Origin of the sequence: Streptomyces sp. NPDC051218 (assembly GCF_044455475.1) — a bacterium.
Lineage (GTDB): Bacteria > Actinomycetota > Actinomycetes > Streptomycetales > Streptomycetaceae > Streptomyces.
Genome location: NZ_JBITEU010000017.1, coordinates 40,564 through 63,465 on the forward strand (window position 1 = coordinate 40,564; position 22,902 = coordinate 63,465).

Sequence of the window (22,902 nt, forward strand, 5' to 3'; positions counted from 1 at the left end):
TTCATGCCTCACACTGGCCTCCACATCATCGGGGGCGACCGCCGGGGGAGACGACATGCTGGATGTGACGTTGAGTGTGCTCGATGAAGATGCGGGGGCCGAGGAATTGGCCACGCTGCGTCGCGGACTGAGCAGCGAACCCGAACTGCGCGGCCGAGTAGGCCTGTTGAGGCAGGCTCCGGAAGAGGGCCAGATGAGCGCGGGCCTCGTCAGCCTGCTCACCATCTCCCTTGCGGGCGGTGGCGCCGTCACCGCATTCGTCCGGGCGCTTCCAGCGCTGCTCAAAGCCAGCAGAGCGGCGGCGACCGTGGAGGTCACCCTTCCCGACGGCCGTAGCGTCAAGATCACTGCCGACTCCGCGGACGACGCTCACACCCTCCTGACCAGTGCGCTCCAGGATCAGCAGCAACCGTGACCCTGCGGCTGCCGGATCCGCGGGGATCCCGCGCGGTTCTCATCGGCACCTCTCAATACGACAGCGCAACCCTGCCGAACCTCCTTGCCGTGCGCAACAACCTGGAGGTCCTGCAAGGAGTGCTGGCCTCCGACTCCTACGGCGGGTTTCCCGTCCAACGGTGCACTGTCGTACGGGACGCATCGGACCCGCGCGCGGTCTGCGCCACTGTTCGTGCGGCTGCGATGACCGCCACGGACACCCTGCTCGTGTACTTCTCAGGGCACGGAGTGCTGGGCGATGACCTGTCTTTGCACCTCGCGCTGAGCGGCACGGACGAGAACGACCTGCGGTGGACATCCATACCGTTCGAGGCGATACGGGAAATATTCGAGGCGTCCCCCTGTCCCAACAAGGTGCTGATCCTGGACTGCTGCAACAGCGGGCAGGTGCTGGACTCGCTGATGGGCGCACAGGTCGCGGCCCATGACACTTTGAACATCCGCGGGACGTACATCCTCACGTCCTCCTCCCGTGACCTTCCTTCGTACGCGCCCGTAAAGGCACGGCACACCGCGTTCAGTGGTGCGCTCATCAAGCTGCTGCAACGCGGATTGCCGGACGGGTCGGAGTTGCTGACGCTCAGTGAGCTCTATGGCCCATTGGCCAAGGCGCTGAGGGAGCAGGGCTATCCGCAGCCTCGGCAACAAAGCTCCGACGGGCATGCGTGGCTGGCACTGGTCAAGAACCGTGCGGTGGTCGCGGGCCCCGTCGCCGCGGCCGCAGCCGCATCGGGCCTGGTGCCGGAGGCGCCCATGGAGGGCGAAATCCGGTTCAACCCCAACCGCACCTTCCACCGGATCCGCAACTGGGGCATCGGTGGGCCCATCGCCATAGGACTGTTGGCGGTCGCGGGCATGAACGCGCCCACCGGGAAGGAGACGACCCTAGAGGTCACCGACCCTCGCCATGTAATCGCGATCCTGGCCTTTACCGGCTTCTTGGGCTTGTCCCATTTCATGGGAAAGCGCTACCCCGGCGACTACTCGCTGGTACTGAGCCCGGACGGACTTGAGGTGCAGTACAGCGGCAGCCAACATTTCGCCTACCCCTGGCATCGGGTCAACCGATGCTGGATACGGCGGCGAGCAGGAACTCGATTGCGCCACCCCCGCTATGAGTTGATGATCCAGCCCATGGACGGCGGCTTCCCGCAGACCGCGGGCCGTCACACCCCCGGGCCCCACCACGACGGTACCGAGGGCAATCTCCGCTTCGCGGAACTGGGACGGCTCTCGACGACACCGCAGGCCGTGGAAGCCGCCCTCGCCCGTTACGCCGGAGACGCCTGGACACAAAGCGATGACCTCGACGTGTCGAGGGCACCGGTTGTTCCGGGGGAAGAAGTCTTCACCCCCGACCGTCGGATCCTGGCCACGGTGGCGGTTGTCTGCACCGTCCTTGGCCTATATGCCTTCCCCTTCAGCGTATTCGTCGAGCCTGCGCGGATCCTGCGGACGCTGGTGCCCCTGATCACCTTCGCGGTGTGTCTCGGTGTCGCCTGGTTCGCTTTCTCGCGCTGCCTCAGGCCCGTGCGGCTGGTGATCGGCGCGGCGGGACTGACACTGACCCGGGGCGAGTTGGAGATCACCTACGCCTGGACGGAGGTCGAGCGGATCGCCGTGGTGACCTGGCCTCGCGGCGCCCGCAACCTTGGGCTACTGGCGGTGCGGCCCCTTGGGAGCGCGGAGGGGCGCATCGACCGTACCAACCGGCTACTTCCCAAACTGGCACCCGGCGCCGTGACCCTGTGCATGCTCCCCGAGGTGACCTACGACCAACGCCCGCTGAAGGCCGCGCTGGCACGGTTCGCGGACAAGGAACACCTGGAGCTGCCAGGCGAGGCATGGCTGCGGCCCAATGCCAATGCACCGGCGGCGGTCAGTACCGGCGTGACATTCCAAGCCCAGCAGCCCACCAGCGTGTCCTTCCTGACCGGACTGGTCTTGGCAGCCCCCTCCGCTACCTGTGTAGGCCTGATGGACCAGCCACTGGCTCCCCCGTGGCTCCCCGTTCTCAACGACGTGCTGCTGAGCCCCTTCTTCTTCATCGCCCTGGCCACCTACTTCCTCACCGGCAGACACCACGTCCGCCTGCACCTGAGCCCCTTGGGTCTGACACTGCGCGCTTTCGGCACCCGCCGTCTGCACATCTCCTGGTCGGACGTAGAGCGCATCGGTTTCGTGGCCCGCCCCGACCCGGCAGAACACGCTCTCCTTCTCTGGCCGAGTGCGGGCACGCACCTGCCACGACCGTGGTGGCTGCCACTCAAACAGCTCCACGGCGGACTACGCGTACTGACATTGGAGACGTACCGCTTCGAGGCGAGCGCCGAACAGGTGGACCAGGCGCTGGCCCGGTACGCGGGGCGACGGCACACACGGATGACGATGCTGCGGCAAACCCCGGCGAAGAAGAAGTAGAGCCCCCGGGGCAGGCGGCCGTCTCCCAGGGACCGGTCACGGTCCGCGCCAGAGGTTGGCGAAGGCCGTGTTCTCGATCGTGCGCCGTTGGCGGACGGCCTCCAGTTCCATCACCGCGTCATGGACGGCGGCCAACACGGCCGTCACCTCCTGGTCCTCGGGGCCGGACTCGTCGTCGGATGGTTCGTCGTGGATGCCCACAGCCGAGGCGAGAGCAACCAGCACGGGTTCTCTGTCCTCCCAGCGGGCCTCAGCACGGTGGCGTGCGGGCGTATCGACAGGTTCGACGTGTTCGGGGCCGAAGGGTGACCGGCCGCCCCGCCGCGGCTTCAGCTCGCCGCTCGCCTCCAGCGCGGCCTGGTACACGGCTGCGAGGTCGCGGCCTCGGCGCCACAGCCAGTCCTCGACCGCCTCGTAGGGCGCCTGCCGGGAAAGCCCGGCCGCGGCCTCGGCCATGAACCGGTCGCCCAGCCTCGGCTGCCCGGCCGGCACGATGCGGTCGCCGTCCACGGAGGCCGCGCCTGCACCCATGAGGTCGAACAGCTCAGCTCCCGCGAGTGCGAGGGAGAGATCGCCCTGGCCCACGGAATGCTTCGGGTCCATGGCGATGATGAACAGGTCTTCCGCCGTGGTCATGATCGGCTCCCGTCAACGACATCAACAACGGTGCGGGCCCGCCGACCGGGCCCGCGTCCGGAGCCGTCCCCGTCCACCTTGGCCGGCCGAGCCAGAGCAGCTTGCTCCCGTCCAGCAGCGTACGAAGACCACCCGATGCCACCATCCGTACGCAGGAGTGCCAGGGCCTGTCACGAGAGTCGATGACCGCGTCGCACAACGAGGTCCGATTGCCGCCAGCAGGGGCTGCCTCTGCCCGCCATGCTGGCGGTATGACGCTCACATCCACTCATGCTCATGACTCACTGGCCGTCCTCACCGGCAGTACGCGGCTGAGGCGACGTACCTCGCGGCCGCGGGCTCCGGCGAGGCTTCGTTCGACCTGCTCGCCCCGTTCTTCGCGCCGACTGTCGAGCTGCATCAGGCCAACGCTCTGCCCTATGGCGGCACGTGGCGTGGGTATGACGGCATGAGGCGGTTCTTCCGCAGGATGGGAGAGGTCTGGGAGTCGTTCGACACGACCGGCCGGAAACTCAGCCTCCCGATCCTGACCGAGGAGGAACTGCGCATCCTCCAGCCGCGCACTGCTCTCATCGCTGAACCACACCAGCTCCTCACCCACCGTGAGAGCTATCCCGCCCAGCCCTAGATCCTGCGCACACGCAACAGCCCACCCTGAAGTCGTATCGGTGGGCGGCCAGCCGGTGGCCTGAGCAGCACCGACGCTCTGGAATGGCGTCCAGCACTCGCCAGACCCTGGCTGCGGTCTCTGACGACGAGGAACGCTGGGCGGCGATCAAGAATCCGAGGGTCCGGCTCGTAAGACCCGGTCCGCAGGCGTCCGAGCGGTGGGCCGGGGGTAGACGACTGACCGGTCCGCGCATCGGCGCGGCCGAAACCCGGGAGAGGACACGATCAGCGTGAGCGACGCCGAGCACCGGAAGCAGACCCCCGACGGAGCGGCCGAACTCCTGGTGCGCTGCCTGGAGAACGAGGGCGTCGAGGTGGTGTTCGGCGTGCCCGGCGAGGAGAACATCCGTTTCACCAACGCCCTCGCCCGCTCGGAGAAGATCCGCTATATCCTCACCCGGCACGAGCAGGCCGCGTCCTTCATGGCGGAGATGCACGGCCGGCTCACCGGCTCGGCGGGTGTGATGTCCGCGACGCTGGGGCCCGGCGCGATCAACCTGATGCTGGGCGTCGCCGACGCTATGACGAACAGCACGCCCGTCGTCGCGATCAGCGCGCAGGTTGGCAAGGAGCGCAACTACAAGGAGTCCCACCAGTTCGTGGACCTGGTGAGCATGTTCGCCCCGGTCACGAAGTGGTCGGCGGACGTCCCGGCCACCCAGGCCATTCCAGAGATGGTGCGGCGCGCGTTCAAGACCGCGGAGTCCGAGCGGCCCGGAGCCGTCTACCTCGCCGTGCCCGAGGACGTCGACGAGGCGACGGACGGCTCGGACCTGCGCCCGCTGCGCAGGGACGTCGTGCAGCCCGAGGCGCCGTCCCCGAAGCAGATCAAGCGAGCGGTGGAGCTGCTGCGGGAGGCCCGCCGGCCGGTGATCCTGGCCGGACACGGCGCGGCGCGCGGCGGCGCCGAGGAGTCGCTGACGGCGTTCGTTACCGCACTGGACGTGTCGACGGCGACCACCTTCCACGGCAAGGGCGTCCTGCCCGACGACCACCCGTGCGCGACCGGCACGTTCGGCTTCATGCGGCGCGACTACACCAACTTCGGGTTCGAGGAGGCCGACGTCGTCATCGCCGTCGGCTACGAGCTGCAGGAGTTCGACCCGTCCCGGATCAACCCGGATGGTGACAAGAAGATCGTCCACATCCACCGCTTCCCGGCGGAGGTGGACGACAGCTACTCGGTCGATGTCGGCATCGTCGGCGACATCGCCGCCTCCCTCGACGCCCTTACCACCGCACTCGACGGCCTGCGGTGGACCATCGACGACAAGGACACCACGGCCACCCGCGCGCTGCTGGCCAAGGAACTCGAGCAGGGCGCCGCGGACGAGCGCTACCCGCTCGCCCCGCAGCGCGTCATCGCCGACACCCGCGCCGCGCTCGGTCGCGACGACATCGTGCTGGTCGACACCGGCGCGCTGAAGATGTGGATGGCCCGGCTCTACCCGACGTACGCGCCGAACACCTGCCTCATCTCCAACGGCTTGTCCACCATGGGCTTCTCGCTGCCCGGCGCGCTCGCGGTCCAGCTCGCCAGGCCGCAGACGAAGGTGCTGGCGGCGGTCGGCGACGGCTCGTTCCTCATGCACTCCCAGGAGATCGAGACGGCTGTCCGCGAGAACATCCCGCTGACCGTGCTGATCTGGCAGGACAACGGCTACGGGCTCATCAAGTGGAAGATGGACCTGGAGGTCGGGGAGAACTCCAACACCGACTTCGGCAACCCGGACATCGTCCAGTACGCCCGCAGCTTCGGCGCGAAGGGCTACCACATCGAGTCCGCCGGGGACCTGCTGCCGACGCTCCGTGAGGCACTGACGGACCCGGGCGTGTCGATCATCAACTGCCCGGTGGACTACGCCGAGAACATGAACCTCATCGAGCACCTCGGGCACCTCGACTCGGCGCTCTGACCCGCCCGCGCGGCGCGGCCCGACCCCCGTACGGGCCGCGCTGCCCGGGCCGCTGTCACGCCTCGCGCGCAGCGTCCCGCCCCGAGGACCGCCCCGGACAGGACTGCGCAAACGCGTGACGTCGCGTGCTGATCAGGCCGCAGTCGTATCTCCGCATACCCGACGAGGGGGCAAGGACGTGCTCAGGCAGTGAGCAGCCGGGTGATCTCATCGGCGAGCTCGGGGCCGAGCGAGCCCCAGCCGTCCTTGTAGCCGTAGACGCTCGCCAGGGTGCGGGCGTCGTAGTCGCCGTTGAGGATGTCGATGTCGGTGGGGGTGATGAGCGAGGGATGGGCGACGCCGACGGCGCCCGAGACCCTCAGCAACTCCCTGCGCAGGGTGCGCAGGTAGCCCGCGGCCCGGATGGCCTTCGAGGGTGCGTCGATGCCGCGCGTCAGCCACGGGTTCTGGGTGGCGACGCCGGTGGGGCATGCGTCGGTGTGGCACTTCTGCGCCTGGATGCAGCCGATGGACAGCATCGCCTCACGGCCCACGTTGACCATGTCGACGCCGAGGGCGAACGCGACGACGGCGTTCTCGGGCAGGCCGAGCTTGCCGGAGCCGATGAAGGTGATGTCGTCGGTCAGCCCGCGCTCGGCGAACACGCTGTAGACGCGGGAGAAGCCCATGCGGAACGGCAGGGACACCGAGTCGGCGAAGATCAGGGGAGCAGCCCCGGTGCCGCCCTCGCCTCCGTCGACGGTCACGAAGTCGACCCCTCGATCACCTCGCTCCATCAGGGTGGCGAGTTCCTCCCAGAAGCCCATTTCCCCGATGGCGCTCTTGATCCCGACGGGCAATCCGGTCTCCGTGGCGAGCAGTTCCACGAAGTCAAGCATCGAGTCCACGTCGTGGAACGCGGTGTGCCGCGACGGCGACGCGCAGTCCTTGCCCGCGGGGATGTCGCGGATCCCGGCGATCTCGTCGGTCACCTTCGCACCCGGCAGCATGCCGCCGAGCCCCGGCTTCGCACCCTGCGAGAGCTTGATCTCGATCGCCTTCACGGTTCCTCTCGCGACCACGGACTTGAGCTTGTCGAGGTTGAACGTCCCGTCCTCGTTGCGGCAGCCGAAGTACGACGTACCGATCTGGAGGACGAGTTCCCCACCGTTGAGATGGTAAGGCGACAGGCCGCCCTCGCCGGTGTTGTGCATCGTCCCGGCCAGCGCCGCGCCCTTGTTGAGTGCCGTGACGGCCGCGCCGGACAGCGAGCCGAAGCTCATCGCCGAGATGTTGACGACACTCGCCGGACGGAACGCTTTCGCGCGGCCTCGTGGTCCGCCGAGCACCTTTGCCGAGGGCAACGGCGCCTGCGGGTCGCGCAGATCGGGCAGCCGACCGGCGAATGTGCGCTGCTTCACGTACGCGTGACCCTGCTCATGCTCGACGTCGTTGTCGGTGCCGAACCCGAAGTAGTTGTTCTCCTCCTTCGCCGACGCATAGATCCAGCTGCGCTGGTCACGGCTGAAGGGCCGTTCCTCGTCATTGGACGTCACGACGTACTGCCGCAGCTCGGGGCCGATCTTCTCCAGCAAGTACCTGGCGTGCCCCAGCACGGGGAAGTTCCTCAGTAGTGCGTGCTTCTTCTGCACGAGGTCGCGGGCGGCCACCAGCGCCAACGCCGTGGCGGCTGACGCGCCTATGTTCCGAGCACGCATGAAAGACGGTTCCTCTCTTCGACTGGCCGAACCTCACCACGACCGGCTACCCCACGCCAGCGAAATGCCACGTGAGGGCGGCGAAGGCTCTCCTCTTGCGCGCGCGGTCGGGGAAGCGGGCGCAGGGGCTGAGGCCGAGGCCGGAGACCTTCGTGAGGGTGGCGTCCCAGCTGACCGTCAGTTGGTAGTCGTCCTTACCGGCGATCACGGAGAAGCTCCGCTTGTCGATAGATTCGCTCAAGTCGACTTCCCAACGGTGTCGGGAGGGGGCCCTGATCCAGGTCGAGTTGAAGTCCCCCACGCAGAGGGCGGGCCGGACACCACCCGTCGTACAGATGGTGCCCTTGAATCGGAGCGCCTCGTTGTACCGGTAGTCCGGTCGGAAGGAGTCCCCGTGGTAGCTGGCTTGAAGGGCTCATGGCCCTTGGATAGCGCGTCCGTTCGCACACCGGTCGAGCGGCGCGCGGACAACCTCGCCCCGGGCTGGTGTCCTTGGCCGGATGGGGTGGCGTTGACGCCGACTCGCGCTAGTCTCGCCGCACCCGACCGTAGAGCGCCACGACGGGGTCGCCGACCGTGCCGGCGAGGACCGCGGCCGCCACGCGTTCACGCAGCCCGCGGGCGGGCACCCACCGCACCCTCATCTGCTCCGGCACTCCCGCCACCGCCTCAACGAACGCCCCGTGCCCCTGCGTTGCATGAGACTGAGGGTGCGGCGCAGACCCTGTGCCGCATCCGTTCGGTGTCGGTCGGAGATGCGGCGCAGGGCCTGCTGACGGGCGAGCGTTGTACCGGTGTCGTTGGGCGCTGGGGTACGTTTGCGCACCGAGCGCCCGTTGTCGGGCCGCTGGCCCTGGTGTCAGGGTTTACCTTTTCTTGCGAGCCTGCGTGATCCCGAAGATGATGAAGGCCGCTACGGCGCCCCCTACCAACAGCCAGAGAGGAATACCGTCCAGCCCCTTATACGCCAGCTCGGACGAATTGGCGGAAGACAGCATAATTTCTCCTTGGTCGGTTCGAGTGTCTCGGGGTTCAGTTGGTGGCGTCTTCGTACGCCGCGTCTGTGGCCTCGCCGACGGCCTTGCCGCCGAAAGCACAGGGGATGGCTCCTGCTCCGCCGGTCAGGTAGGTACAGCCCGCGGTGAAAGCTTTGTCCGCCGCGAAGCTGATTGCCCTTCCAGCGGCTGCTTTGTAGTCGCCGGTCGCCAACTGTCCGAGAAGTTCCCTGGCAAGGCGCGTTCCGGGGAGCGTGACGTGCCACATCGAGGAGCTGCGCGGGCCGTTCGTCGCCGATTGCGATGCGAGGGCTGGGGAGGTCGCCGCGACACCTTCGAGAACTTCACCGCGCTGCTGCGTGGGTGGGGCGACGTGACCACGAGCCGCCCGCCGCGGCGGGCGGCTCGTGGGTCTGCCCTAGCAACTCGGAGTGAGAGGCCCGCCCGCCTTCAGGTCAAGACTTTCCCCCACGCCTAGTTCCACGAATTACTAGGAACGTCAACATGAGGGCGCATGCCATTCCCCGGATGCCAATGATGACGAACATGACCCCAACGGGCCCCGGCTCACGAAAACCGTAAATTGCAGAAAGTAGGCATATAGCGCCAACGATGACGCTAAATACTTGCAGTTTTACTCTGTCGCCCATCCGGATCTCCTGCAAAATTGTACTGACATAGCAGCGATGCCGGCCCTCCAAATCCAGCGGCGATCGTGGTAATCCCAGACTGTGATGCCGCGGTGGCACCCGCTATACAACCTGTCACTGCTCCGAGGACCTTGCTGCCTATGTCGAGGGCATCGGAGAAGCTGAAGAGCCCGCTGGGGTCGATGCGGTTGACGGGGTCGCCTTCGGCGTAAAGGTAGGGGTTCTTCTCCTGCCCGGAGGGGTCGGGCTGGGTGAAGCGGCCGATGTTGGGGTCGTAGTAGCGGGCCGCGAAGTGGTAGAGCTCGGTGGGGCCTTGGTAGCCGCCGGCGAACCGGTAGGGCTGGATGACCTTCTCTGTGCTGGCAGAGCGGGTGACGCCGCGGGGGCTGTAGGAGTAGGAGTTCACCTTGGTGCCGGTTTCGTCGGCTGTGGCGACGACGGAGCCGAGGGCGTCGGTGAGGTAGTAGTACGCCTTGCCGTCCCGGGTCATGGAGTTGAGTGTGCCCTCGGGTTCGCGGTTGCAGCCCGTATCCACACCCGCAGTTGAGGTACCGGAGAGGCCGATCGGACCGTTGTGGAAGTACGTGTCGCCCAGCTTGATGCGCTCGCTCTGGTCGGTCGAGCCGTACTGGCCCTCATACGTCTGCCGCCCACCGTCAGCGAGGTCAGCTGGCTGTGATCCGACCACTTCTCTGCCGTGCGGGTTCCGCCCGGCGTCGGGGCTGCCGCCGTCTCGTGCCCCTCCTTGTCGTAGGACCAGGAGACGTTCCTGGCCTTGTGCGAGTCGGCGCCGGAGGACAGTATCCTGCGCGCCGTCAACCGCCACGGCGACACCATGTTCAACGAGCTTCAACTCAGGCTCTTCGTAGCAGAGTTGAATGCACTCTCGGAGCGGGAGAAGAACAGCACGGTGCGGAAGCTCATCGCGGCGGCCGAGTTCGCGATCGCCTCCTTCGGCTACCTGTACTTCGTCGGGGAACCCGCACGTGCATGAGAGCCTGAAGGTGTGAGCCATGAGAGGTGGGCGTCCCGCCTCGCGCGGGGCGCCCACTGCCGCAGTGGTCTACTCCGTACCCGGCTAACGTCCAGGGTTACCCGCTATCGACACCCATGGGTGGACGTGTCCCGCCGCAACCTCGCGTAACCTCCCCGCTCGTCGGCGAGTACGCCGGTGACCACGGATGAAGCCGAAACCTACGCCATCGAGAGATGGATGATCCCGGTACATGCCGATACGTATCGCGCGCCCAGACGAACTGCCCGCCCTCGTCCAGCACTCCGAGCAGCCCGAGCGCAACGCCGGGACGACCGCATACCTCACCGACCTGCTTGCCAAGAAATGCACCCGTCCCGAGTGGTGCCTGGTCGCGGAGGACGAGGCCGGTCGGCTCACCGCGGCCACCGCACTGTGGACCATCCCCGGGAACGACGTCCCGAGGGCTCTGGTGCTCCTTGAGGCACCGTGGGACGAACCCGGCCTGGCCACCGGCCGGGCGCTGCTGGCCGAGGCCGTCGCCCTGGCCGGCTCGCTCGGCGCCAGGGAGCTGGAGCACGTCATCGACTCGCCGACGCAGCCGCCGGAGTTCCAGGCGGAACCGGAACGGCGCACCGAGCTTCTCCGTCTGGCGGGCTTCGAGCGCGCCCGGGACGGCCGCCGCTTCCGCCGCTCCGGGGGAGAACTCACGTCGCATGACGACCGGCTGAACTGGCGTTCCCTGCCCGGTCTGGGCCGTGAGCCGTTCATCGCCCTCCTCGCCGAGGCGCTGCCGACCAGCGCCGACGCCCACCTCACCGCCCGGGTCGCCCGGTACGGCGCCCGGCGCGCCGCGGAGAGCCTCTTCACGGACATGGAGGAGTTCTCCTACGAACACCAGTCGTGGGAGGTCGGCTACGCCCCGGACGGCACGCCGGCCGCCATCAGCCTCCCCGCCCGAAACCCCTCGACCGCGGTGATCGGCCTGGTGGCCGTATCACCCTCCTGTCGCGGCAACGGCTACGCGACGGCGGTGGTTGCCCGCGGCACGCGGCTGCTGGTCGAAGCGGGCGCCGAGGAGATCCGCGGCGACTGCGACGCCGCCAACACTGCCATGATCATGGCTTTCGAACGGGCAGGTTACGAGAACTTCGCCGACCGCCAGGAGTTCACCCGCCGACTGTGAGCGGGGACGCTCGCTAAGGAACTGCCGGTAGCTCTCCGGCGCAACGCGCAGGATCACCGGCCGGGCCCGACACGTTCTCGGTGGGGGCCTGGCGCACCTACTTCACCCCAGCCCACGAGCGGCTCCTCGAACAGTGCCACGGTGACCTCATCACCGGCGCCGCCCCGCCAAGCACCAGTCACCCCCGCCGAGGCCGGGGAAACCGTCTCCCAGCCGCTCCAGGCCGCCCTCAAAGCCCTGACCATCACAGACGAGGACCGCACCGGCTACGAGCGTGAGAGCTTCAAGCACTGGGTGGATCAGGACAAGGACGGCTGCTCGACACGCAACGAAGTCCTGATGGAGGAAGCGCTCACCGAGCCCGCGGGCGGCGCGAAGTGCAAGCTGACCGGGGGACGTTGGTGCTCCGAGTACGACGACCAGTACGTCGAAGGGCCCTCCGGCCTCGACATCGACCACCGCATCCCCCTCGCCGAGGCCTGGGATTCAGGCGCCAAGGGCTGGACCCCAGGCCTACGCCAACGACCTCGGTGACGAGCGGGCGTTGATCGCCGTCACCGCGAAGTCCAACCGCAGCAAGTCCGACCAGGGCCCCTCGACCTGGATGCCGCTGACCGAAGGCAACCGCTGTGAGTACGTGGCGCAGTGGGTCGCCATCAAGACCCGCTGGAAACTCGCCATCGACCCCAGCGAGGAAGCCGCCCTCTCTGAGAACTCCACCCGCTGCCCCGACACCCCGATCAGAGTGCAACTCGCCCGATATCCGGGCCGCGACACCGCGTCCCCGCGCCCGTGCCCGTGCCCGTGAGTGAGGACTGGCGGTATTGCGGTTGAGGACGCGTGGAACGCGGGAAAACTTGATCGCTTTACCCACCTCTATGAAAGGAGGCCACCATGGCCGAGGAGAAACCGGAACCTGACCAGGGCGGTGCCTCGCCCGGGCATGCGGCCGGCCCGGCGCTGCCGCGTAAGGCGAAGACCCCGGTCACGTACGCGAGAGGCCCAGCCCCCGACTCCAACAGCGGTGGTGGGGGCAGCTCCCCGAGCAGCTCCGAGAGCGGCGTTGGGAGTGACTCGCCCGATACCGAGGAGCAGGAGCGGCCAGATGGCCCGACGCTGCCGCGGAAGAAGCGCGACGGGAGCAGCTAACCGGACAGACCGTGGGTGTGGGCCACCACCCCGACCGGGTGGCGGCCCACACTACGTTCCTCGGGCCGAGACCGGCGCGCACTGTGTCGAGGTTTCCGGCGTGATTCGGTGCCAGCGTGCGGCGTTGCGAAGGTAGCCAGGCGCCGAACACGGTCCGAGCTCTACACCACGCATAGGGCGAAACGCTCAGCCAGCGCAGGGGACGTTGGCGCTGGCCGAGCGGGTGCTGGTCGTGGCCGTGTACTACCGGACGAACCTGACGATGCGGCAACTCGGGCCGCTATTTGGTGTCTCCTCGTCGACGGTGTGCCGGGTGGTTCAGAAGCTGGGTCCGCTGCTCGCTCTGGAGCCCGTGGTCCGTCCGGCTGATGGGGAAGACCGGTTGTGGATCGTGGACGGCACTCTGACCCCGGTCCGTGACCGGCGCGTCGGCTCGTCTTCACGCAACTACCGTTTCTCAGCGAACGTGCAGGTCATCGTGGATGCCGACACCCGCCTGGTGATCGCCGCCGCCCGGCCGGTGCCGGGCACTACCGCGGACGCCCATGCCTGGCGGGCCTCCGGCCTTACCGAGCACTGCCAGGGCGCGACCGTCCTGGGCGATGGCGCCTACCTCAACTGCGGGATGGCCGTGCCACACCGCAAACGCCCCCGACGCGAGCTGCTGCCAGGTGAGGAGGCCGACAACGTGGCTCATCGCAAGGTGCGTGCCCGGGTGGAGCATGTGATCGGCCGGATGAAGAACTACAAGATTCTCCGCTGGACCCCACCCGACCCAAGCGAGGGCTACCACCACGCCGCCGCAAGGCTCCCGCGCCCCAGCGTCAGGAGGCCTACGTCTCGTTTCTGGAATCCGTAGATGCCTTGACGCTGCAGATGGAGAGGCTGGGGGCGGAAGTGGAGCATTGTCGTGGCATCGACGACGCATTGGTTCAGGCCTCCGAGGTCGAACGGACCGTGCATCGGGCGCTGAATCGCATCGAGATCACCGGCTCCCGCCTGGTCGAGGAGACTGCCCACGAACTCACCAACGCCCTCTTCAACATGCGCAGCGCGCTTCTTTCGGGAGAGGGACTGCTCCTTGAGCCACGCCTCGCTGACTACCGGATGCACGTAGAAGAACGGCAGGAGGCGTTCAAGGCGTTCCAACGCGAGGCCAAGGAAACGCTCGGATTCTTGGATTTCTGATGGTGCGAGGCGCCGGCTGCTAAACCCGGGTGATGCAGTTCGCCTGGTTCGAGGGCTCCGTGGCCAAAGGCTGTGTGCTTCCTCCAGTAGGGCCCGTGCAGGCCCAACACCGGCCGCAACGACGTCACTTCAGCCGGAACGTCGTGAGCACCGCCCGATGATCCGACGGCCAGCTCTGCCCCCCGCCGATGGTCCGGGAGGCCGCGGCCTTCGTCCCGCCCCCCTTGTGCAACACAAAATCGATCCGGTCCTGCGGTTCGGGATAGTCGTCGTAGTCGGTGTTGCGCTTCCATACGGTCGACCACGTGTCACCGCGGTCCGCGGCCGGATCCGGGTGCACCTCGCGGAAGGAGTCCTCGAAGCCGCCTTCGGCGAACGCCTTTGTCGCTGGCCACTCGATCACCGAGTTGCAGTGGTGGTCCTTCGTGTCCTCGGTCCAGTCAAGGTGGGACGGCCCGTTGAAGTCGCCGGCCACGATCGCCGGCGAAGACCCCGTCCAGCGCGCCACGGCCTCGGCCTGCGCCTTGCGGCTCTCCTCGTCCTCGTAGATGTCCACGTAACTGTCCTCGTCGAAACAGGCGTTGTACGGGCCGTAGTTCTCCGGATCGAGACGCACCGAATACACCCACACTCCCTCGACCCGCACCGCGGCAGCCTCGGCGCCGCTGTCGTCGTCGGAGAAGGTGTCGCGGTCCTGGACGGGCTTGCGGCTGAGGAGATCGACGTCGGTGCCGCTGTCCGTGTGGTGCTTCCAGCCGAGCCGCTTCGCGATGTCCGCCGTTAGCTCGCCCGAGGACTCTTGCAGCGCCACCACGTCCGCACCCGACAGCTTGATCACCCGGGCCATCGCCTCGGCGCCGTGCTCGACGTGCTCCCCGGCGTCCCACGTGTTCAGGGTCATCACCCGCAGCTTCTTCGGCGCGGGCGCGGCCGCCGCCTTGCCCGCCGTGGCGCCACCGCCCGGCGGAAGTTTCCCCGAGAGAAGGGCCGCGGTGGTCGCACCGCCTCCCACCAGGGCCAGCGCGGTGACGATCAGGACGGGCCGGCGCATCCGGCGCCGACGACGCCTGCGCCCCGTCTCCGGCGGTGGCGCGGTCCACACCCGGGTGTCACCGCGCCGGGACGCCGCCGGCCCGGTCTGCGACCGCAGCAGCCGCGCGGCCTCCGCCGAGGTGAGACGCTCGGCCGGGTCCTTGCGCAGCAGGCCTTCCAGCAGCTCGCGCAGCGGGCCGGCGGTGGCTGGGATGTCCGGCTCCTCGCTCGCCACGGCGTGCAAAGTGGCGGCGGGCACGGGTCGCGCGAACGGAGAATTGCCGCTGAGCAGTGCCGAGAGGGTGCAGCCCAACGAGAACAGGTCACTCGCCGCCCCGACGTCCTGCCCGGTCAGCCGCTCCGGTGCGATGTACTCCACCGAGCCCACGACACCGCCGGGCATGGTGAGCGACTCGGCGCCGGCCAGCGTGGCTATCCCGAAGTCGCACAGGACCACTCGGCCGTCGGGCCGCAGCAGCACATTCGCCGGCTTCACGTCACGATGCAGGGCGCCGACCGCGTGCACCGCGTCCAACGCGTCGAGCAGCTGGGCGGCGATCTCGGCCACGCGGGGGACGTCCAGCGGGCCGGCCTGCGCGACGTGGTCCGCGAGCGAGGGCCCGTCGACGTACTCCGTGACCATCCATACGCGATCGTCCTCATGGGCCAGGTCGTAGATGCCGATCACCTGCGGGTGGGTGATCCGCGCCACGGCGAGCGCCTCGCGGCGGGCCCGCTCCCAGCGCTGCTCGGCCGCCTCTGCGACCGGCTGGACGTGCATCTCTTTGACGGCGACGACCCGCTCCAAAAGCTGGTCGTTCGCGCGCCAGACCGTCCCCATGCCGCCCCGTCCCAAGGGCTCGACCAGAAGATATCGACCGGCCACCAGACGCTGTCCACCCGTACTGCTCATCCCACCAACCTACTGATCACCCCCGGCACGCCCATAACCGGGCCACGGGGCGTGCTGCCGTGCGCCGGTGGTTTCTGCTCTGCCCGCCGCGTCGGAGCCGCGGCCCGTCCAGTGCTTTCCCACACACCGCCCGTTACCCGGGAGTGAGACCTGAGGGGGCGGGGCTGTATGTCTGCCCGGAGCAAGGTCCGCCGGACTCCCGAGCCGACGAAGGCCAGGCGCCCACACCGAGATGGCGAGGACAGGCATACAGCCCCGCACCCGGCCCCCGGACGCCCCCCGCCGACGTCACGTGAGCTCCGGCCAGCCCTTCCTGAAGTGGTCGAACGCGGCGGCGAGTGATGCGCGAGGTTCGGGGTCGGTGGCGACGAGGTCCGGCAGCTCCAGGACGTAGCGGGCCAGCAGCCGCAGCGCGACCTCGTCGGCGTCGCGGTCCGTCTCCTCGGCGATGACCTGGGCGAGAGCATGCTCGCAGTTCACCCAGAGAGTGCGGGCGTAACGGCGCAGGGCCGGAGTGGTGACGACCAGGTCGAGCCTGCGGCGGAACTCGTTGTCGACGTCGTCGGAGAACATGCCGCGCCCGGCGAGGAACTCCTGCAGCGCGTCCAGCACCGCGACCTCGCTGCCGCGCTCGCGCACCGCCGTGGTCAGAGAGGCCTCGCGCTCCTCGCTGTCCCCCAGGATGAGCGCCTCCTTGCCGCCGGGAAAGTGCGCGAACAGCGTGGTCAGGGCGGTGTCGGCGGCCGCCGCGACCTCGGCCACCTTGACGTTGTCGTAACCGCGCTCCAGGAAGAGCCGCAGGGCCGCCTCGGACAGCGCCTTGCGCGTAGCGGCTTTCTTACGTTCGCGTCGCCCGGCTTCCGGCTTCGTCTGCGTCATGCCCTCAGCATAGCGGAGATATCCTACCCACTGCGAAATCGTAGCGATTGCGAGTTCATAGTGACTATGGTTTTCTGTAGAAGGGCCCAGCAGCCCCCACCTCACTCACCGGAAGGAGCCCGCCATGACGTCCACGACGACAACCACCACCACCGGGACGGAGGCCGGCTCCTCCGGCACCTCAGGTCCCGCAGTCACCCTCTCCAAGGCCGCGTTCTGGGTGATCCTCGCGCTCGTCCTGCTGGCCGACGCGCTGGACATGATCGACTCGACGGTCACCAACATCGCGGCACCGACGATCGTCGCCGACATCGGTGGCGGCGAATCCCTGATCAAGTGGCTCGGCTCCGCCTACGCCCTCGCGATGGGCGTGCTGCTCGTGATCGGCGGACGGCTCGGCGACAAGTACGGCCAGCGCCGCCTCTTCCTCATCGGCATGACGGGCTTCACGCTCGCCTCCGCCGTCTGCGGTCTCTCCCCGGACCCGGCGCTGCTGGTCGTGGCCCGCGTCCTGCAAGGGGCCTTCGGCGCGCTTTTGATCCCGCAGGGCATGTCGATCATGACGCGGAACTTCTCGCGGGAGCAGCTCGGCAAGGCGTTCGGTCTCTTCGGACCGCTGCTGGGAATCTCCTCGGTGGGCGGCCCGATCCTCGCCGGCTTCCTCATCGACGTCGACATCGCGAACCTCTCGTGGCGCCCGATCTTCCTGATCAACTTGGTCCTGGGCACCGTCGGCGTGCTCGCCGCCGTTCGGCTGCTGCCCCGGGACACGGGCGACCGATCGATCACCGTCGACGCGCGCGGGGCGGGGTTGCTGGCAGCGACGATGTTCGGCCTGATGCTGGGCCTGGTCGAAGGATCGACCGCGGGGTGGAACGCCCTGGCCATCGGCTCGCTCGCGGGAGGCCTCGTCTTCCTCGCCCTGTTCGCCCGCCGCCAGCGGACGGCCGCCGAACCCCTGATCAAGCCGTCCCTGCTGCGGAACAAGGGCTTCACTTCGGCCCTGATCCTCGGACTGTTCTTCTTCGCGGTCACCTCCGGCCTGATCTACGTGATCTCGCTCTTCATGCAGCAGGGCCTGGGTGCCGCCCCCGCCGACGCAGCACTCGGATTGCTCCCGCTGACCCTCGGCATCATCGCCGCCGCGTTCGCCACCATGGGCGGCTTGACGAAGAAGCTGGGCCGCGGTGTGGTCCTGCTCGGCCTGCTCCTCACCCTCGCGGGCGGTGGCTGGCTGCTCGCTCTGGTGACCGCGCAGGGCACCGGGGTCTCGCTGTGGGGGATGGCCCCGGCGGTGTTCCTGGCCGGGCTCGGCATGGGCTGCTGCTTCGGTACGGTCTTCGAGTTCGCCCTCGGTGACGTCAGCGCCGAGGAGGCGGGCAGCGCGTCCGGCTCCCTCACCGCGATGCAGCAACTAGCCAACGGCATCGGGTCCGCGCTGGTCACCACGGTCTACTTCCACTCGGGCGCTCCCGCCCACGCCATGACCGTCTCCCTGGTAGTGGTCCTGGCGGTGACCGTGCTCTGCCTGCCTGTCCTGCGGCTGCTGCCGCACCGGGCCCCGGAGGGACAGCACGGCCACTGACGCGGACCGATCACACCGATCCCCCTCGCCCCCCTAATGCCACTGCCCCCGCCACAGCGTGCCGGGGGCAGAGGCATTCCACTGCGGGCCCCATGGCAGGGGAGTTCGCCCGCCCCGACCTCATGAGACGACCGTGGTCACCACTTCCTTGAGCAGGATCGCCGAGAGGACGGAAAAGGTCGCTCCGGCAACAAGGTTCACCGTCACGACCGCACGCCGGCCCCGCATCAGGCCCTGGCCAAGTCGCCCCGCGCACAGGCCGATCGCGCTGTCCCAGATGAGCCCCATCAGCAGAAAGATCATCCCGAGGGCAAGCAACTGGGGCCAGAGCGGGCCGTGTTCGGCATCGGTGAAGCGAGGCAGGAAGGCGGCGAAGAACAGCACGGTCTTCGGGTTGAGGAGATTGGTGAGAACGGCCTGCCGCAGAACCTGCCCCCCGGCCGGTGCCTCGGCAACCGATGCTGTCGGTTTCCCGGCGGTCCGGATCGCCGTCACGGCCAGCCAGCCGAGATAGAGCCCGCCGGCCAGTTCCACGAGCATGAGCGCCGCGGGGGTGGAACGCAGCAGGACGGCAAGCCCGAGCGCGGCGGCCGTCACATGTACGAGCATGCCGATGGCCATCCCGGCGGCGGACACCAGTCCGGCACGCGGACCCCGCTCCAGGGCCACGGCGACGATGTATGCGGCGTCCGGCCCCGGGGCGACGGTGATGATCGCGACCGCCGCCATATAGGCAGGCAGCAGGGTCAAGTCCAGCATGTCGGCCTCCCCGCCGCCGGCGCTGTAACGGTGTGCTGTAACGGTAAGGAACGCTTATTCACGTTACTCTGACAGGAGAGGTATGGCAACGCATAACAGCGCCTCAATGCGTTACGGTGGGGATATGGCCGTCATGCTCACCGGAATGCCTCTCACCGCTCTGACGGAACTGGTCAACGGCTGGGGAACGTTGCCGCGCCAAGAGGACGGCAGGGGGGACGAGCCGCACTGGAAAGCCGCCGGCATCGCGCCGCGCCTCGGCCTGCCCGCGCGCGTGAGCGCCACGCTGACCCCCCAGGCCCTGGCCGATACGGCGGACCGCCTTCACGAGGTCTTCTCCGCCCCGGACGGCAAGGGGTGCGCACGCCGCCTGACGAGCCTGTTGTCCGACACGGGCGTCCGCCCTGCCGTGGACGCCGCGGCGGATGGCTCACTTCGCGCCGCGTGGCGTGTCGACGCCAAACAGCACGCCCTCGTCGCGGCGGCGGGCGTCACATTGCGCGCGTTCCTCGCCGACCACGGCTTCGCACGCATCGGCGTCTGTACGGGGAGCCACTGTGCCGACGTCTACATCGACCAGTCACCCGGCGGTCGCCGCCGCTTCTGTTCGGTGACCTGCCAGAACCGTACGCGTGTGGCGGCGTTCCGCAGCCGCAGGGCGGCCGCGGCCTCCGACTGAGCACCTCTCGCACGAAGCCGGAAACCTTGCGTGAGGCGACTGTTACCCGATCAGCCACCCCCGGACGAGCGGCTCCGCTACCGCTTCCGGTTCCGGGAGCGGGCGTGGTGAGTCGAGGGTGCCTCAGAGTGCCTGGAGAGCGTCGAGGGGCGTGGCGGTCGGTCGGGGTGTTGGGGACGCCGTCGAATGCGTCGAGGACCGAGGTGTGCACGTAGGTGCTCTGCAGGAGGATACGGTCGGGGCTGCCGGCGGGGCGCTCGTCGCGCGGCCCCCGCAGATCGGCAAGGGCCACACCGAGGTCGGTCCGGGCGAAGGAGTCTTCGATGCTTCCGGGCTCGGGCGAGCCCAGCGCGGTGTCGTCGAGCGTGAAGCCGAAGAGTGCCTTCTCGTCCCGGCGCATCTCGGCGGTGTGGCCGCGGGTGCTGGTCAGGGCGAGGGCGATGGCGAAGTAGTCGTCGCCGAGCGCCCTGCGCAGGTGCTCTCCCATCGGCAGTCCGGTCAGTTGGCCGTGGAAGGCGATCGACGTCTTCTGGAAGTGGGCGTTGTGGGCCACCAGGACGACCCGGTCCTCGGGAGCGAGCCGCTCCAGGTGTGACGTCGAACTGCTCGCCCACCGGGAACAGGGAGATGAGCTCATCACTGGCCGGCTCGCCCCGGTTGTAGGACCGGTACAGCGCAGCCTCGCGAAGTCCGGTCACAGCCTGGCGAGCTGTAACGCTGGACCGCTGACGCCACCGCCAAGACCCTCCGCGCGGCGCTGAACGACCTGATCACAGATCCCGAACGCACCGCCCGATCCCAGCAGTTGCACACCGCCGCGCAGGCCGAGGGCAGCACCCGCGCGCCGCCGACCTCATCGAGAACATACTGGCAACCGCCCAGAGCCCCCGCCCACTGAGCGCATGCATGCGAAAATCGCAGGATGAGCCCGACCATTGACTCTGCGCCAATCACCCTGTGCCCTGCGGAGGGTGAACTGCGGGCCTCCGTCGAGCAGTTGGCCCAGTTGTATCGCCACGACATGTCGGAGTTTCTCGGCCACCTCCCGGCGGCCGATGGAAGGTTCGGGTTCAGCAACCTGCCCGCTGTTCTTCGATGAGCCGGAGAGGGAAGCCCTACCGATCCAATACGGGACAGCGCCAGGCGGTTTCATCCTGACCCGTCCGACACGCGAGGGTGAGACCTCGATCTCCGCGTTCTTCGTCGTCAGGGCGCTGCGCAGGCGCGGAGTCGGCCAGCAGGCCGCGCTCCATCTGCTGCACTCCCGGCCCCGCGCCTGGGCGATCGCTTTCCAGGAGGCCAACGCTGGGGCCGCACGATTCTGGCGCGGAGTCGCCACGGCTGCCGTGGGCTCCTCCTGGCGCGAGGAGACCCACCCAGTTCCCCCTCCGGCCCCTGCCAACCTGCCGGACGACCATTGGATCTTCCTGAACACGGGCGCATAGGATCGCCCACAAAAAGTCTTGGCTGGGAGCGACACGAGCCGACCACTTCACATATCGCCAACACGGACCTGTTACACCCCCCGTCGCGGCCAGGCAGGAATAGTTCTCTTAACGGCAGGTCGGTGGCAGATCCCGACGTCGAAGGCACGTCCTGCATTCGGAGCCCCGGGCCATGCCACTGCTCACCTCCCCCGCAGACAACGCGATGCGCGGCCATAACCCTCCTCCCCCTCGTGTGCAGTCACGGCTTTGCGCCCACAGGTGTGGGGCCGAGCTCTGCGAGCGGGATGTCACGCAGGCCGCGCAAAGGTGAGAAGAACAGCCACAGTCCTGCGCAGCAGCCGCCGGCCACCGCGATCCACAGTGTGCGTTGCACGCCGAGGCCGGAGGCGAGAGCTACACCGACGACACCACCCAGCGGAAGCGGGACCCAGGTGATCCAGCGGGCGACAGCACTGACTCTGCCGAGCATGCCCGGCGGACAGACGGCCTGGCGGTAGGGTCAACGAGACGCCCGCGACGGTCGAGGCGAACGTCCACGAGATCCAGCCGAAGCCGAACAGCAGCACCCACCAGCCGGGCCTGGCCAGCGAAATGAGCAGGCCGGGCAGCGAGAGCAGGGTCATGGCGATCCAGCTGATCCGCGCCGAGCCGACCTTACGGGCCAGATACCGGGACATCACGCCACCGGCCACTCCACCGACAGCTCCCATGGCCAGCAGCAGCCCGACCAGGCCCTCTTCCAGGTGGAGCGTCCGGATGAGGAACACCGGGCCAAGGCTCTCCACCATGATCACGAAGAAGTTGGCAGTGCCGTTGAACGCCACGGAGTTGCGCAGTATGGGATCGCGGGTGACGTAGGCGAGGCCCTCACGGATCTGTGACCGCAGGGTGGCCCGTCGGCCGGGTTCCGGGCCGGGCGGGGCGGGGCTCGCGCTTACGGAGGGCCGTCAGCGAGCCCGCCGACGCCGCGAAGGAGACCGCGTCGGCAGTCATCGCCCCCGCAGCGCCGATCAGCGTCACCAGCCCCCCGCCCAGACTGGGCCCGGCGATCTGCGCGACCGACCGGGAAGCCGCGAGTTTGCCGTTGCCGTCCATGAGTTGGTCACGGTCGAGCAGGACCGGCAAATAGCTCTGGTAGGCCACCGAGAAGAACACCGAGAACACGCTGGAGACAAGCGCGACGGTGAAGAGCTGGACGAGGGTCAGCTCCCCGAAGGCATGGGCCAGCGGCACCGAGCCGATCACCAGGAACAGCGCGAGGTCGCATCCGATCATCAGCCGGCGCTTGGCCACCCGGTCCACGATGGCCCCGGCGGGCAGCGCCACCAGCAGATACGCGCTCGTCTCCGCAGCCGCCAGCAGGCCAACCTGGAACGCGGAGGCGTCCAGCAGCACGACGGCGACCAACGGCAGTGCGAGAACGGTGATCTGTGAACCCATCTCGCTAAGCGTCTGGCTGCCCCACAGCAGCAGGAAGTCGCGATGACGCCTGGCAGAAGGGCGCCTTCCCTCAACGTCGGTCACCGGGCGATCGTGTCACCGAATCGCCGCTCTCGGGCAGGCATTTCCGCGAACGCGAGGAGGAGGCACTGCTCCGCCGTCTGTCTGCGTGGCGGCAGGGTTTCCCGCATCCCACACCATTGAACTGTTCAGAAGACCTTCCTCACCTGC

22 protein-coding genes and 2 pseudogenes are annotated in these 22,902 nt (G+C 68.3%); 13 read left to right on the plus strand and 11 right to left on the minus strand.

The features are described from left to right. Nucleotides 1-55 precede the first annotated feature (55 nt). Both ACIBCK_RS37265 and ACIBCK_RS37270 read left to right on the plus strand, forming a co-directional pair. Nucleotides 56-415 (plus strand): hypothetical protein, encoded by a 360-nt coding sequence (locus ACIBCK_RS37265; RefSeq protein WP_399397579.1) that lies wholly within the window; start codon nucleotides 56-58, stop codon nucleotides 413-415. Further along, nucleotides 412-2,877 carry a caspase domain-containing protein gene (locus ACIBCK_RS37270; protein WP_399397582.1) on the plus strand — a complete coding sequence of 822 codons (2,466 nt, stop codon included), beginning with the start codon at nucleotides 412-414 and terminating at the stop codon, nucleotides 2,875-2,877. The genes ACIBCK_RS37265 and ACIBCK_RS37270 overlap by 4 nt, the downstream gene beginning before the upstream one ends. Before the next feature lie 36 nt (nucleotides 2,878-2,913). On the opposite strand, the gene ACIBCK_RS37275 is transcribed toward ACIBCK_RS37270, so the two are convergent. Continuing rightward, nucleotides 2,914-3,513, minus strand: coding sequence for a GPP34 family phosphoprotein (locus ACIBCK_RS37275; protein WP_399397584.1), 600 nt, complete (start codon nucleotides 3,511-3,513; stop codon nucleotides 2,914-2,916). A gap of 448 nt (nucleotides 3,514-3,961) precedes the next feature. Between ACIBCK_RS37275 and ACIBCK_RS37280 the strand changes: the two genes are divergently transcribed. Then, nucleotides 3,962-4,141 (plus strand): hypothetical protein, encoded by a 180-nt coding sequence (locus tag ACIBCK_RS37280; RefSeq protein WP_399397585.1) that lies wholly within the window; start codon nucleotides 3,962-3,964, stop codon nucleotides 4,139-4,141. A 271-nt stretch (nucleotides 4,142-4,412) separates the two neighbouring features. Next, entirely contained in the window at nucleotides 4,413-6,098 is a 1,686-nt protein-coding gene (locus ACIBCK_RS37285; protein ID WP_399397587.1) for an acetolactate synthase large subunit, read from the plus strand. A gap of 182 nt (nucleotides 6,099-6,280) precedes the next feature. Here the strand turns inward: ACIBCK_RS37285 and ACIBCK_RS37290 are convergent, their stop codons facing one another. From ACIBCK_RS37290 to ACIBCK_RS37305, 4 genes and pseudogenes are all read right to left on the minus strand, one after another. Beyond that, entirely contained in the window at nucleotides 6,281-7,795 is a 1,515-nt protein-coding gene (locus ACIBCK_RS37290) for a glutamate synthase-related protein (RefSeq protein WP_399397589.1), read from the minus strand. A 46-nt stretch (nucleotides 7,796-7,841) separates the two neighbouring features. Continuing rightward, nucleotides 7,842-8,036: a hypothetical protein gene (locus ACIBCK_RS37295; RefSeq protein WP_399397591.1), complete on the minus strand. Its 195-nt coding sequence runs from the start codon at nucleotides 8,034-8,036 to the stop codon at nucleotides 7,842-7,844. A gap of 286 nt (nucleotides 8,037-8,322) precedes the next feature. Then, nucleotides 8,323-8,451: a hypothetical protein gene (locus ACIBCK_RS37300; protein WP_399397593.1), complete on the minus strand. Its 129-nt coding sequence runs from the start codon at nucleotides 8,449-8,451 to the stop codon at nucleotides 8,323-8,325. 957 nt (nucleotides 8,452-9,408) lie between these two features. Further along, nucleotides 9,409-10,202, minus strand: a pseudogene (locus ACIBCK_RS37305) (RHS repeat-associated core domain-containing protein); the annotation flags it as partial. A 73-nt stretch (nucleotides 10,203-10,275) separates the two neighbouring features. On the opposite strand from ACIBCK_RS37305, the gene ACIBCK_RS37310 reads away from it, so the two are divergent. From ACIBCK_RS37310 to ACIBCK_RS37335, 6 genes are all read left to right on the plus strand, one after another. Continuing rightward, complete coding sequence (locus ACIBCK_RS37310) at nucleotides 10,276-10,434, plus strand: hypothetical protein (protein ID WP_399397595.1); 159 nt, start codon at nucleotides 10,276-10,278, stop codon at nucleotides 10,432-10,434. 232 nt (nucleotides 10,435-10,666) lie between these two features. Next, nucleotides 10,667-11,599 (plus strand): GNAT family N-acetyltransferase, encoded by a 933-nt coding sequence (locus tag ACIBCK_RS37315; RefSeq protein ID WP_399397597.1) that lies wholly within the window; start codon nucleotides 10,667-10,669, stop codon nucleotides 11,597-11,599. A gap of 141 nt (nucleotides 11,600-11,740) precedes the next feature. Continuing rightward, on the plus strand, nucleotides 11,741-12,133 hold the full coding sequence (locus ACIBCK_RS37320) for a hypothetical protein (RefSeq protein ID WP_399397599.1): 393 nt from the start codon (nucleotides 11,741-11,743) through the stop codon (nucleotides 12,131-12,133). A 10-nt stretch (nucleotides 12,134-12,143) separates the two neighbouring features. After that, nucleotides 12,144-12,407, plus strand: coding sequence for a hypothetical protein (locus ACIBCK_RS37325; RefSeq protein WP_399397600.1), 264 nt, complete (start codon nucleotides 12,144-12,146; stop codon nucleotides 12,405-12,407). Between the two features lie 546 nt (nucleotides 12,408-12,953). Continuing rightward, nucleotides 12,954-13,607: a transposase family protein gene (locus tag ACIBCK_RS37330; protein WP_399397601.1), complete on the plus strand. Its 654-nt coding sequence runs from the start codon at nucleotides 12,954-12,956 to the stop codon at nucleotides 13,605-13,607. A gap of 5 nt (nucleotides 13,608-13,612) precedes the next feature. Next, entirely contained in the window at nucleotides 13,613-13,936 is a 324-nt protein-coding gene (locus tag ACIBCK_RS37335) for a hypothetical protein (protein WP_399397603.1), read from the plus strand. 124 nt (nucleotides 13,937-14,060) lie between these two features. On the opposite strand, the gene ACIBCK_RS37340 is transcribed toward ACIBCK_RS37335, so the two are convergent. Then, entirely contained in the window at nucleotides 14,061-15,881 is a 1,821-nt protein-coding gene (locus tag ACIBCK_RS37340; RefSeq protein ID WP_399397605.1) for a protein kinase, read from the minus strand. A 288-nt stretch (nucleotides 15,882-16,169) separates the two neighbouring features. Continuing rightward, nucleotides 16,170-16,760 (minus strand): TetR/AcrR family transcriptional regulator, encoded by a 591-nt coding sequence (locus ACIBCK_RS37345; protein WP_399397607.1) that lies wholly within the window; start codon nucleotides 16,758-16,760, stop codon nucleotides 16,170-16,172. Nucleotides 16,761-16,884: 124 nt separating this feature from the next. On the opposite strand from ACIBCK_RS37345, the gene ACIBCK_RS37350 reads away from it, so the two are divergent. After that, nucleotides 16,885-18,345 carry an MFS transporter gene (locus ACIBCK_RS37350; RefSeq protein WP_399397609.1) on the plus strand — a complete coding sequence of 487 codons (1,461 nt, stop codon included), beginning with the start codon at nucleotides 16,885-16,887 and terminating at the stop codon, nucleotides 18,343-18,345. 120 nt (nucleotides 18,346-18,465) lie between these two features. Here ACIBCK_RS37350 and ACIBCK_RS37355 read toward each other — a convergent pair whose 3' ends face one another. Beyond that, entirely contained in the window at nucleotides 18,466-19,104 is a 639-nt protein-coding gene (locus ACIBCK_RS37355) for a LysE family translocator (RefSeq protein WP_399397611.1), read from the minus strand. A 124-nt stretch (nucleotides 19,105-19,228) separates the two neighbouring features. Between ACIBCK_RS37355 and ACIBCK_RS37360 the strand changes: the two genes are divergently transcribed. Continuing rightward, nucleotides 19,229-19,783 (plus strand): CGNR zinc finger domain-containing protein, encoded by a 555-nt coding sequence (locus tag ACIBCK_RS37360; RefSeq protein WP_399397613.1) that lies wholly within the window; start codon nucleotides 19,229-19,231, stop codon nucleotides 19,781-19,783. A gap of 235 nt (nucleotides 19,784-20,018) precedes the next feature. Here ACIBCK_RS37360 and ACIBCK_RS37365 read toward each other — a convergent pair. Further along, a pseudogene (locus tag ACIBCK_RS37365) lies at nucleotides 20,019-20,420 on the minus strand (erythromycin esterase family protein); the annotation flags it as partial. A 418-nt stretch (nucleotides 20,421-20,838) separates the two neighbouring features. Between ACIBCK_RS37365 and ACIBCK_RS37370 the strand changes: the two are divergent. Continuing rightward, nucleotides 20,839-21,228 (plus strand): GNAT family N-acetyltransferase, encoded by a 390-nt coding sequence (locus ACIBCK_RS37370; RefSeq protein ID WP_399397615.1) that lies wholly within the window; start codon nucleotides 20,839-20,841, stop codon nucleotides 21,226-21,228. 290 nt (nucleotides 21,229-21,518) lie between these two features. Here the strand turns inward: ACIBCK_RS37370 and ACIBCK_RS37375 are convergent, their stop codons facing one another. Then, complete coding sequence (locus tag ACIBCK_RS37375; protein ID WP_399397617.1) at nucleotides 21,519-22,055, minus strand: hypothetical protein; 537 nt, start codon at nucleotides 22,053-22,055, stop codon at nucleotides 21,519-21,521. Nucleotides 22,056-22,098: 43 nt separating this feature from the next. After that, nucleotides 22,099-22,671 (minus strand): MFS transporter, encoded by a 573-nt coding sequence (locus tag ACIBCK_RS37380; RefSeq protein WP_399397619.1) that lies wholly within the window; start codon nucleotides 22,669-22,671, stop codon nucleotides 22,099-22,101. Nucleotides 22,672-22,902: the final 231 nt, after the last annotated feature.

Excerpts from the sequence above, each read along its gene's own strand:
- ACIBCK_RS37345 (WP_399397607.1), bottom strand. The coding sequence starts at position 16,760 with ATGACGCAGACGAAGCCGGAAGCCGGGCGACGCGAACGTAAGAAAGCC.
- ACIBCK_RS37340 (WP_399397605.1), bottom strand. The coding sequence starts at position 15,881 with ATGAGCAGTACGGGTGGACAGCGTCTGGTGGCCGGTCGATATCTTCTG.
- ACIBCK_RS37265 (WP_399397579.1), top strand. The coding sequence starts at position 56 with ATGCTGGATGTGACGTTGAGTGTGCTCGATGAAGATGCGGGGGCCGAG.
- ACIBCK_RS37280 (WP_399397585.1), top strand. The coding sequence starts at position 3,962 with ATGAGGCGGTTCTTCCGCAGGATGGGAGAGGTCTGGGAGTCGTTCGAC.
- ACIBCK_RS37355 (WP_399397611.1), bottom strand. The coding sequence starts at position 19,104 with ATGCTGGACTTGACCCTGCTGCCTGCCTATATGGCGGCGGTCGCGATC.
- ACIBCK_RS37370 (WP_399397615.1), top strand. The coding sequence starts at position 20,839 with ATGGAAGGTTCGGGTTCAGCAACCTGCCCGCTGTTCTTCGATGAGCCG.
- ACIBCK_RS37275 (WP_399397584.1), bottom strand. The coding sequence starts at position 3,513 with ATGACCACGGCGGAAGACCTGTTCATCATCGCCATGGACCCGAAGCAT.
- ACIBCK_RS37315 (WP_399397597.1), top strand. The coding sequence starts at position 10,667 with ATGCCGATACGTATCGCGCGCCCAGACGAACTGCCCGCCCTCGTCCAG.
- ACIBCK_RS37350 (WP_399397609.1), top strand. The coding sequence starts at position 16,885 with ATGACGTCCACGACGACAACCACCACCACCGGGACGGAGGCCGGCTCC.
- ACIBCK_RS37380 (WP_399397619.1), bottom strand. The coding sequence starts at position 22,671 with ATGGGTTCACAGATCACCGTTCTCGCACTGCCGTTGGTCGCCGTCGTG.
- ACIBCK_RS37290 (WP_399397589.1), bottom strand. The coding sequence starts at position 7,795 with ATGCGTGCTCGGAACATAGGCGCGTCAGCCGCCACGGCGTTGGCGCTG.
- ACIBCK_RS37360 (WP_399397613.1), top strand. The coding sequence starts at position 19,229 with ATGGCCGTCATGCTCACCGGAATGCCTCTCACCGCTCTGACGGAACTG.
- ACIBCK_RS37310 (WP_399397595.1), top strand. The coding sequence starts at position 10,276 with ATGTTCAACGAGCTTCAACTCAGGCTCTTCGTAGCAGAGTTGAATGCA.